This is a genomic window from Amycolatopsis sp. NPDC059021 (assembly GCF_042739895.1).
In the GTDB taxonomy this organism is placed as follows: domain Bacteria; phylum Actinomycetota; class Actinomycetes; order Mycobacteriales; family Pseudonocardiaceae; genus Amycolatopsis.
Genome location: NZ_JBHYIQ010000011.1, coordinates 159,293 through 169,987 on the forward strand (window position 1 = coordinate 159,293; position 10,695 = coordinate 169,987).

At 68.5% G+C, this 10,695-nt stretch carries 6 protein-coding genes and 1 pseudogene; 4 read left to right on the forward strand and 3 right to left on the reverse strand.

What is annotated here, in order from left to right:
* Positions 1–113 precede the first annotated feature (113 nt).
* Entirely contained in the window at positions 114–1,385 is a 1,272-nt protein-coding gene (locus tag ACFWX1_RS09290; protein ID WP_378385526.1) for a choice-of-anchor Q domain-containing protein, read from the forward strand.
* Between the two features lie 462 nt (positions 1,386–1,847).
* Entirely contained in the window at positions 1,848–3,908 is a 2,061-nt protein-coding gene (locus ACFWX1_RS09295; protein WP_378385528.1) for a DUF4157 domain-containing protein, read from the forward strand.
* Positions 3,909–4,198: 290 nt separating this feature from the next.
* Here the strand turns inward: ACFWX1_RS09295 and ACFWX1_RS09300 are convergent, their stop codons facing one another.
* A complete protein-coding gene (locus ACFWX1_RS09300) occupies positions 4,199–5,137 on the reverse strand; it encodes an alpha/beta fold hydrolase (protein ID WP_378385530.1) in 939 nt (312 codons plus the stop codon).
* 90 nt (positions 5,138–5,227) lie between these two features.
* Between ACFWX1_RS09300 and ACFWX1_RS09305 the strand changes: the two genes are divergently transcribed.
* On the forward strand, positions 5,228–5,833 hold the full coding sequence (locus ACFWX1_RS09305) for a TetR/AcrR family transcriptional regulator (protein WP_378385532.1): 606 nt from the start codon (positions 5,228–5,230) through the stop codon (positions 5,831–5,833).
* A 169-nt stretch (positions 5,834–6,002) separates the two neighbouring features.
* Here ACFWX1_RS09305 and ACFWX1_RS09310 read toward each other — a convergent pair.
* Positions 6,003–6,487: pseudogene (locus ACFWX1_RS09310) on the reverse strand (alpha/beta hydrolase fold domain-containing protein).
* A gap of 739 nt (positions 6,488–7,226) precedes the next feature.
* Between ACFWX1_RS09310 and ACFWX1_RS09315 the strand changes: the two are divergent.
* Entirely contained in the window at positions 7,227–10,199 is a 2,973-nt protein-coding gene (locus ACFWX1_RS09315) for a BTAD domain-containing putative transcriptional regulator (protein WP_378385534.1), read from the forward strand.
* Between the two features lie 64 nt (positions 10,200–10,263).
* On the opposite strand, the gene ACFWX1_RS09320 is transcribed toward ACFWX1_RS09315, so the two are convergent.
* Positions 10,264–10,695 (reverse strand): FG-GAP repeat domain-containing protein (locus ACFWX1_RS09320; protein ID WP_378385536.1); only part of this gene is annotated, 432 nt, incomplete at its 5' end.

Genomic DNA, 10,695 nt, shown 5'->3' on the forward strand with positions numbered 1-10,695 from the left:
GCACCGTACGGACACACTGCGGGACAGGTCCCGAACGCCGGTGTCGGTCTGCGGGCTCGCGGCCTGAGGGTTTTGTACGGCCTGTGTACGGGTCGCTCGTACGGTCGCGCGGCATGTGGAAACTTTTCTCCCTCGGCGCCTTGACCGCGATGATCGTCTCCGGACTCGCGGTGGCTGGCGCGGAAGCGGCCACCACCACCACCTACTACGTCGACCAGGCCCTCGGCAGCGACAGCGCGAGCGGCACCTCGCAGTCCACGCCGTGGAAGACACTGGCGAAGGTCTCGGGAGTCACCCTCAAGCCCGGTGACACGGTGCTGCTGCGCCGCGGCCGGACCTGGAGCGGCGGGCTGACGGTGACCGGCTCGGGGAGCGCGTCCGCCCCGATCGCGATCGGCGCGTACGGCGACGGCGCGCGGCCGATCGTGCAGGGCAACGACGAGGCGTGCGTCAAGCTGCCCGGTGACTACGTCTGGGTGCAGGATTTGCAGGTCGGCGTCGCGGCGGACGCCGGACGCTGCAAGTGGGCCGGTGTGGAGGTGACCGGCGACCACGACAAGGTGCTGTCGAACCTGATCACCGGTGCGGGCGCGGGCGTCTACATCGCGCCGGCCGCCGACTTCACCGAGGTCACGCAGAACGACCTCGTCGACAACAACCACATGACCGTCAACACGCCGGGCGGCAACGACGATTCGGGCGCGTTCGGGGTTCTGTTGCAGGGCAACCACTCCGACGTCGGCTGGAACCGGATCAGCGGCTCGATCGCGACCAGCTACGACTATGGCCTCGACGGCGCAGCCGTGGAGGTTTTCTGGGGCTCCGACAACATCATCCACCACAACATTTCCGACGACAACGAATCGTTCACGGAACTGGGTACGAGCGGCGACGACCCGGACGGAGTCATGACCGGGAATGTCTATGAATACAACGCGATCTTCGGGGAGAAGACGCGTGGCGGGATCGTGACCCGTGGCGCTCAGGACGGAAACGGGCCGGTTCTGGGGACGGTGTTCCGCAACAACTCGGTCCGGCTGGGAAATGCGGATTCGGAGGGCTGGGTCTGTTACGGCGGTTGCACGAACCAGACGCTCAAGCTGACCCAGAACGTCATTTACGCCGCGAAGAAGGTCGGATACGCCGACACCGGTTTCACGAACACCGACCACAACGTGTTCTACGGTGGTCAGCGGCAGTTCACGCCGTCCGCGACGGACAAGGTGGCCGACCCGCGCTTCTCGTCTTCGGCCAACCTGGTCCTCAAGGCGGGCAGTCCGGCGATCGATCTCGGTGTGGCCAAGTACGCCGACAAGGACGTCGACGGCAACGCGGTGTACGCGGGTACCGCAGTCGACGCGGGCGCCTACGAGTACCGGCCCTAGGCTGTGTCTGATAATGCCTTAATCCTGTCGTGAATGTGCTTTCCGGTGGCGGCCGTGATGCGGCCACCACCGGAAAGCAGGCACAGGCAGCGGCCCATGTGCCTGGCCATCGTCGGTCCTGCCACTACCGATCGGCGTCACCACCTCTACATCCAGCGCGGTCATGCACTCGGTTCCCAGTTCGGCGACCACGCCCACCTGCGTCCCCTCCCAGGCGCGTGACCACGGCGTGACCGAGACCGGCGAGCTCGCCGGGGAATACGTGCCCCGGAGGGGACGCAGAACCGTCTGCCAGCAACCTGGACGTGTGGCTGCCGGGTAACTCCTCCTCTGGATCTGATACTGAGCACGTCCCGATTCGATGGATACGTTCAGGTCCTGGTGACGCGGCGGTGACGGCGCTCGGTTACACCGTTCCTACGACATCCGGCGCATAGCCGAGAACGTTCCCGGGGGGTTCGGGTGACCCGTCAATTCGACAACCGGGCGGCGGCAGGTTCGGGCCCCAGCTCCGCTGCCTCCGTCTCACACCAGGTGCCGGTCCGGGCACCGCAGATCGTTGGCGAGGTGCTCGGTTCGCCCGGTGCGCCGCTGGAGGACTCCTCCCATGCCGCGCTCGCGCCCCGGTTCGGCCGGGACTTCAGCCAGGTGCGTGTGCATACCGGCGGGCGCGCGGCCGAATCAGCCCGCGCGGTCGGCGCGGACGCGTACACCGTGGGCAACGACATCGTCTTCGCCGCCGGTCAGTACGCGCCGGGCACGAGCGCGGGCGACCGCCTGCTGGCCCATGAACTGACCCACGTGGCACAGCACCGGCACGCCACGCCGGCCCCGGGACCGATCCGGATCGGCGGGCAGGACGACCACGCGGAGCGCGAGGCCGACTCGGTCGCCGCCGGGCAGACCGGCCTGGTCGGCGCCGCGAGTGGGCCCCCGGTGCTACGTAGGCAGATCGCCCCCGAGCCCGCCGCCGATCTCGCGGTCCGGTTCAGCGACGCGGTGGCGAAACGGAACTGGGCAAACGCGGTCCGCGCGCTGACCAAGATGAGCGCAGCCGACCAGCGCGCCGAGCTGGAAGCATTGGACCCCGCAACCCGCGGCCACCTCCGGTCGGCCTCGGCGCGGCTCGATCCGAGCCCGGACAACCAACTCGTACACGACATCGAAGCCCTCGACGCGGCACCGCCCGGCCTTCGGGATACCCAGGCACCGCAGGCCCAGGTCGAGCCTGATGTGGCTGCGATGAGCGTCGTGCGCAAACTGCTCAAGGCCGCGGGCTACGCCGAGCCGCATCTCGCCCCGGACGCGTGGGCTCAGGTGAAGGCCCTTTTCACCCCCCAGTCCCTGGGCATCATGGGGGCCTTCGCTGTGCTCTACATCGCCGCCCAGTGGTCCCCGGCGGGTTGGGTCGCCGACGGCATCGCCCTTGCGACCCTCACGGTCAGCGTGTTCTTCGCGGGAATGACGGTGTTGCGGGTGGCCGCGAACTTCGGACGGTTCCTCGCGGCGGCGAAAGCCACCACCGATCAGGACCTGCGCGTGGCGGGCGAGGCACTGTCGCAGGCGATCATCGAGGGAGGCTTCGCCCTCCTGATGGTGTTGCTGAGCAGGGTGATGGGCCGCAGCGTCAGCGGGCGCGGCCCCGGCACCGGTGGCGGTCGTCCCTACGAGGGCCCGCCGCCGACCGGGTACGTCGATGCGGTGACCGAGGCGGGACTCGTGCGGATGCCTGTCGCCGCGGCCGCGGTGGTGCCGAAAACCGCGTCGGCGATGCAACGGCTGGCCTCGCTCGCCGTGATCACCCCGCCGGTTCCTGGCGGGCCGGGCGTGAGCGAGGGCCCGGCGTCGAGTGGTGGTAGCGGTGGTAGCGGCGGGAGCACGCCCGGCCCCACGCCGAGCAAACCGTCGAAGGGCCCCGAGATCTGGGAGGAGATCAGCGAGGAGCTGCAGTTGGATCCGGCCTCCACCAAGGCCGGCCCGGTCGACGTCGCCACCGCGGTACGCGACGCCCGCGCAGCGGGGCTGACCGGGCCGCCCGGCAAACCGGGGACGGTGGACCTCGCCACCCAACCGCATCGGGCGGCCCCGGCCGCGCGCCGCGGCTACGGCGTTTCCGGGAAGGACGTGCAGTCCGCGCATCTCGCGCCCACCTCGTTCATGCGCAAGGTGCCCGGCTATAGCCGCGACAGAGCGGACACTGTGCTCCTGGACCGCGCGACGCACGCCGCGTTCGACCGATACTGGCAGAACTGGGCGATGGACCAGCGCAGGGCGGGCCGGCCGGCCACGAAGCCGGTCACGGCGTCAGAGATGTACGAGGTGATGCTCAAAGCGATCGACCAGATCCCGAACATCGAGCAGCGCACCAAGAACGCGATGGCCTGGCGGCTATACCTCGAACTGTTCCGCGACCACGGCCTCACGCCGAAGAGCTTCGTCGACCTGCCCTACCCCAACATGACCGCGGCTCCCTCGGGCCTGCTCGTCCCGTCCACCACTGCCCCCGATGCCGAGACGAGGTGATGGCAGCTCGCCTCCGTGAGGACCTCTACGGTGCCAGAAGTTGAGCGCGGGGCCTGTGGCGTGTTCGGTGTAGAGGAAGCGCAGGTTTTGAGTTATCTCGAAGAGGGTCCGCTTCGCCGCGAATACGTCTCCATCATTCGGATTCGAGTACGGTCAACCTTCATGCCGACGATTTCCTTCACTTGTCATCGATGGCCGGAAGTCATGTGCATGATGCCGTCGGTTGTCGGACGCATTTGTTGGCAGTGTGCGGCGAGGGTGCCGCGGTCCTGATGATGGTGCTGCCCGGACTACCGCACACGTTCGTGATTGATGAAGGCGGTCAGCGCGTCGACAACTGCGTCGGGCTGCTCGTCGGGAATGAAGTGTCCGGCTTGGGGGATGACGACGCCTGTCGTGTTGTGTGCCCAGGGGCTGAGGGAAGCTGCCATGTCGGGGATCGAGCCGTGGGAGCTGGAGATTCCCAGGACCGGGATGGCCAAGTGCTGTCGGGCAAGGGCGTCATGATTCTTACGTGCGGATTCCGCGGCGTCGCGGTAATAGGCGAGAGACGCTCGGAGGCCGTCCTCGGCCGCGACAGCGGCGGCGTAATGGTCGATCTCGGTGCTGTCGAATGTGTTCGGGGACAGTGCTTTGACCTTCAAGAACCAGACGACGTAATCACGTTCGCGGCCGGCGAGCAGTGTCTCGGGAAGATCGGGCACCAGGTGGAACGCGAAGTGCCAGGTTTTCCAGGCGTGGTCGGGATCCGTGGGAATGGCGTCCGGGAGGGTGATTCCGGGGATGCCGGCGTCGAGCAGGGCGAGGCCGTGCAGATGTTCTTCGTGGGTCAGGGCTAGTGAGAAGGCAACCCAGGCTCCGATGTCGTGGGCGACGAGCCAGTACTTCGGCACGTTGAGCGCGGTCACCGCGGTCTGGACGCGCGAGGCGACGGTGTGCGTGTCGTAGCTGTCGTGAGGGCGGTCGGAGTGGCCTTGTCCCGGCAGGTCGATCGCGATCACGTGGAATCGCTCGGCAAGGCCCGGCATCGCTTTGCGCCAGGCCCACCAGGTCTGCGGAAATCCGGCGAGCAGGACGACGGCGGGGCCGGTCGGCCGGCCGCCTTCCACGGCATGAAGCCGGACGCCTTCCGCGTCGACCCAGCGGTGCGTGAATCCCGCGAGGTCGTGCAGCGGCAACCCGGAGATCGGGTTCTGGTCGCAGGAGCGGTTCGTGGCGGTGTTGGTCATGTCTCCGACCCTAGCGCATCTTGAACTGTCTGGTTCAAGATGCGCTAGGGTGGGCGCAACGGCTTGGCTCAGGAACGAGGTGCGTGCGTGATGGCCGGGAAGAAGCAGTTCGATGTGGACGTCGTGCTCGATGCGGCGATGATCCAGTTCTGGCGGGCCGGGTACGCCGACACGTCTGTCGACGACCTCTCCCGGGCGACCGGATTGAACCGCAGCTCCCTCTACTCCTCGTTCGGCGACAAGGATTCGCTCTATCTGCGCTGCCTGGACCGCTACGCCACGCGGTATGGGGAGCAGTACGAGCAGGCCCTTTCGCGCGCGCCGGGGGAACCGCTGCGGGCGATACGGGAGTTTTTCGGCGTCACGCTGAAACGTATCGCTGATCCCGGCCTGCCGGACGGATGCCTGGTCGCTCAGACCGCGATGGCGATACCGGTGCTGAGCCCTGACCTCGCCGCGCGCGCGATCGAAGCCCTGGGTTTTCAGCGTGCGCGGCTGCGGACCGCCTTGAACGCCGTGAACCTGGCCGACGGCGACGCCGACAACTTCGCCGTGCACATCGCGGCGGTCAACCAGTCGCTGGCCGTGATGAGCAGGGCCGGGGCGAGCCGGAAGCAGCTCCGCGCGATAGTCGACGTCAGCATGAGCGCGCTCTCGCAGGCGCTGGACGCCCGGAGCTCGGATCCCGGGTTGTAGGTTCGTTGGCAGCCTGGCTGGTGGATCTCTTCCTCGTGGTCCTGGCCGGTACGGCGCGGGGCCGTCCGTGTTCGGTTTACCGTGCGCTCCGGCGCGGCCGGAAGGCGCCGGAGCACGCGACGGGTACGGGTCTACGACCTGTCGAAGGCGGCGCGTAGGTGGTCGCCGATCATGGTGATGGCGCTCCGCGCGGTTCGACGGGTGTGACGTGGGTGAAGCCGTGGTCGGAGTCGGGGAAGTCGTGGTAGCTGACCTCGACCCCGGCTGTGCGGGCTGCGTGGGCGAGTGCGTGCATCTCGCCGCGCAGCGTTTCCAGCCCGCCGGTGAGGACCAGCAACGGCGGGAAGTCGCCCAGCTTCGGGTACTTGGCCGGGGACACGACCGGATCGTCGAGATCGGGGCCCTGGAAGTAGGTGCGGCGAACCATCCGCATCATCCACTGCCCGACGATGGGCCGCTTGCTGGGCTGGTGCGGCTCGCATCCGGCAGGGAGAGGTCGCCGACGGCGTATTCCAGGCTGGCGGCCACCGGGGTGGGTTCTCCGTCTTGCAGGGCTTGGACGAGCACGCTGAGCGCGAGCTTGCCCCCGGCGCTCGCTCCGCCCACCGACACCCGGCGCTCGGCCCAGCACCGCGTCTCCGCCTGCTCGCGAATCCACCGATAGGCGTCGTAACACTGGTGTTCGGCGGCCGGCGCGCGCTCGACACCACCCCACTGCCTACCGCCGCACCTTCGGGCGCGCGCGTGACCCGCGTCCCGCGTGCACGCCTACCGTCCACTAAGGACGTAGGGACCGAGATGAAGCGGGCTTCGGTATCCGGCTTGAAACGCCGGCGCCGGTAGCGCTCCGTCGGCGCACCGACACGACATGACACAACAAGGGCGCATCGAATTCGATCCTGTTCGAATACCTTGGCCGGCTCGCGGCAATCGCCTCGGCCGGGCTCTTGCAAGGGGCTCGCGGTCGATGGGTAACTGCGGTGCGTAAGGAGTCCTCGATATCGACCGTTCAGTGGATAGCTTGACAGAGCTTGGCGGTGTTCGCGAGGGCACGGTTCTTCCAGGGCGCCATTCGGGTGATTGTCCCGCCTTTTCGGTAACGACGGACGGCGGCATCCGATGCCGACAGGGGATGGGTAAGCAGGTTGTCGGGCATCGCGGTTGAGGCCACGGAAACGCTTTCTCAAGGGGGATTGATGGAGCCGGGTATGGTGCGACGGCGCGTGGTCTCGCGGTTTTTCCCCTTTCCTTCCCTGCCCTCCCCGCTATTCCGGGGAAGGTGATCCGCCGGGCGTCTGGGGCTCCCGGCGAAGTGTGCGAAAAGCCTTCCGTGGCGGCCTGCCCTGTGGAAGGCGAACCTGGGGTGTACGAAGCCGATTTCCGTGGGGGAAACATGAAGTTGCGTGTACTCGGTCCGGTGGAAGCTGTCCGGGAGGGCGAACTCGTCCCGCTCGGCGGTCAGAAGCCGCGAACCCTGCTGGCGGCACTACTGCTCGCGGAGGAAGCTCTGGTGACTTCCGCGCGCTTGATCGATGTGATCTGGGACGAGGAAGCCCCGGCCACGGCGTCGGCCTCACTGCACACCTACGTGTCGTCGCTCCGCAAAGCGCTTCCCGAAGTGGGAATCGTGACCAGGCCAGGGGGCTATCAGCTCATCCTCGGCGAGAGCACCCTCGACTACCGGGAGTTCACCCGCCTGGCGAAAGAAGGCCGCACCGCGGCGGCCGCCGGTGACCACAAGGCCGCCAAGCGGTACTGCGAACTGGCGCTGGCGACCTGGGGCGGTCTCGCGCTGACGGGGTTGAGCTGTCGTTTCGCCACTACCTCCGCCGCCCGGCTGGAAAGCCTCAAGCTGGCGGTCATCGAGGCACGCTTCGACGCGTGCCTCGCACTCGGTCTCGGTGACGAACTGGTGGACGAACTCACCACTCTCGTCGCCGAGCACGGCCTTCTGGAGCGGCTACGGGGCCAGCTGATGCTCGCCCTCCACCAGGCGGGACGGCAGGCGGACGCGCTGGCGTGTTACCAGGCAGGACGGCAGCTTCTCGTGGATCAACTCGGGGTCGAGCCGGGACCGGAGCTTCAGGAGGTGCACCGGCAGGTGCTGCACGGCATCCCGCCCACGCTGAAGGCCGAGGCCGTCCCGGGGCAGCTTCCCCTGGACATGGCCGACTTCACCGGACGGGCGAAGGAACTGCGCCGCTTGCGCGAAAGTACCGCGCAGGTGGTCGTCGTCGCGGGCAAGCCGGGGTCCGGGAAGACAGCGCTGGCCGTTCGTGCGAGCCATGGGCTGGCCGGCCGTTACCCGGACGGTCAGCTCTACATCGATCTGCAGGGTGTGCACGGCACCGCGGTCGAAGCGTCCGAAGCGCTCGGCAGATTTCTGCGTGCCCTGGGTGTCCCCGATTCCGCGGTGGCTTCCACGGTCGAGGAACGCGCCGCGCAGTACCGGTCCCTGCTGGCCTCCCGGGCGGTGCTGGTGGTCCTGGACGACGCCGCCAACGAGCAGCAGGTCCGGGCGCTGCTCCCCGGCGGCCGGCGGTGTGCGTGCCTGGTCACCAGCCGAAGACGCTTGGACGCCTTGGCAGGGGCCGAACACGTCGATCTCGGGATCATGGACGAAGCCGACTGCCTGACCCTCCTCGGCCGGATCATCGGCGAAGAACGCATGGTCGCCCATCGCGACGCGGCCGAAGAGATCGTGCGGCAGTGCGGCAGGCTTCCCCTGGCGATCCGCATCGCGGGCGGACGTCTGGCGGCACGGCCCGACCTGTCGCTGGCCCGCATGGCCGCGCGGCTGCGTGAACAACGTCGCGTCCTCGACGAGCTGGCGGTCGGGGATCTCGAAGTACGCGGAAGCATGGCGTTGAGCTACGACAGTCTCGGCCCCGCCGAGCGCCGCGCCCTGCGGTGGCTGGCCTGGCTCGGTGCGCCGGAGCTCGGTATCTGGCTCGTCGCGGCCGCGCTGGACACGGACGACGACACGGCGGAGGTCCTGCTCGACACGCTGGTGCGCGCCCAGTTGCTCGACGTGGTCGGGGACCGGCGTTATCGCATGCACACCCTGGTAGGCGTCTTCGCCTGGGAGCGAGCCGAGGCGGAGGACGAGCGGGCCACGCTGGAGACCGCCGCGGAAAGGGCCGCGCATCGGGCTTTCGTCCTGGTGGAGACGGCCTCGGGCGGAACGCCGATGCGGGTGCTGAAGGCGTCCCGCCCGGACGGGGAACAGCCGGACCACGAGCAGCTCCGCGCTGCCGTCGGCGCCCATCCACTCGCCTGGTTCGATCTCGAACAGGCGACGCTGGTCCACCTCGTCGAGCGGGCCGGTGATCTCGGGCTCGCCGCCGCGGCCGCACGGCTGGCGTCCGCGCTGTGTGCGTCGCTTTTCGTGACGCGAAACCACTTCGACCAGTGGTGGCGCACGCACCATGCCGCACTGGAAGCGACCAAGCGGGCCCACGACTTCTCCGGGCAGGGCCTGCTGCTGACCGGACTCGGCTGGCTGCGGGGCGAGCAGGACCGGCTCGACGAGGCCGCCGACTACTATCACCAAGCCCTGCAAGCATACGACCAGGTGAACGACCTCGACGGTGCCGCCGTCACCCGCGTGATGCTCGGTTCGGTGCTCCGCGAACAAGGACACCTGGCCGAGGCGCTGATGACGGTCGACGAGGCGCTGCCCCGGCTGAATCGGGTCGCCGAAGCCAGGGCGCGGCACTGTCGCGGCCTGATCCTCACCGAACTGGGAAAGCTCGACGAAGCACTGCGTGAGTGCATCGGCGCGCACAACGCGTATCACGACTTGCGAGACCGTCACGGTGTCGCCCTGGTGTCGCGCACGATCGGCCTCGTGCACCGTGCCGCGGGGCGGTTGCCCGAGGCCGCCGAAGCCTGTGAGGAGGCCTTGCAACTGCTGGCCGCCACCGGCGACCGGTTGATGACCGCGTACGCCGTGCAAGCGCTGGTGAAGGTCCGGATCCGGCAGGGAACGGCCGAGCGGGAAAACGATCGGCTTCTCGAGGCCCTGCAGACCTGTTCGGAGATGAAGGACGGCTTCGGCCAGGCGCTCGTCCTGCGCACATTGGGGGAGTGGGAGCTGGCCCTTGGCACTCCCGAGGCGGCGTTGGACTACCTGCGGCGCTCGCTGAACCGGTGGGGCCAGCTGCGGCTGCCGCTGTGGCGCGCGCGGACCCTGCGCAGCCGTGCGATCGCCTTGTCCGTACTGGGAAAGAACGACGAGGCCGAGTCCGCCTGGTCCGAAGCCGAGAGCATCTTCGCCGCGCACGGCAGCCGCGAAGCCGGTGAGCCCCGGCCCCCGGGACTGGCCGGGCGGAGCAGCTCGGGTGCGCTGTCCGAACCGTCGTGACAACCGGCCGGGCGGGCGCCGGGGGCGGAGCGCACTCCGCCCCCGGCGCCCGATGTTCCTTTCGTCAGGGGGCGAGGGTGGGTTGTTCGGTGGTGTTGGTGATGATGCGGTTGGCGGTGTTCCAGCCGGATCCGGTGATTTGGTAGGTGTTGAAGGGGCCGCCGCCGGGGTTGGTGGCGCGGTTGTTGGGGAAGTAGCGCAGTTCGCCGCCGGGGGTGGTGGAGAGCAGGTCGGCGGAGCCGTCGCCGGAGAAGTCCGCGACGAACATGCGGTTGGCGGTGTTCCACCCGGATCCGGTGACGATGTATTCGTTGAACGGGGCACCGCCGGCGTTGCTGGCGCGGTTGTTGGGGAAGTAGCGCAGTTCGCCGCCGGGGGTGGTGGCCAGCAGATCGGCGGAACCGTCGCCGGAGAAGTCCGCGACGAACATGCGGTTGGCGGTGTTCCACCCGGACCCGGTGACGATGTATTCGTTGAACGGGTTGCCGCCCGCGTT

Coding starts and splice junctions, on each gene's coding strand:
- ACFWX1_RS09300 (WP_378385530.1), bottom strand. CDS start 5,137: ATGACCAACACCGCCACGAACCGCTCCTGCGACCAGAACCCGATCTCC.
- ACFWX1_RS09315 (WP_378385534.1), top strand. CDS start 7,227: ATGAAGTTGCGTGTACTCGGTCCGGTGGAAGCTGTCCGGGAGGGCGAA.
- ACFWX1_RS09305 (WP_378385532.1), top strand. CDS start 5,228: ATGGCCGGGAAGAAGCAGTTCGATGTGGACGTCGTGCTCGATGCGGCG.
- ACFWX1_RS09290 (WP_378385526.1), top strand. CDS start 114: ATGTGGAAACTTTTCTCCCTCGGCGCCTTGACCGCGATGATCGTCTCC.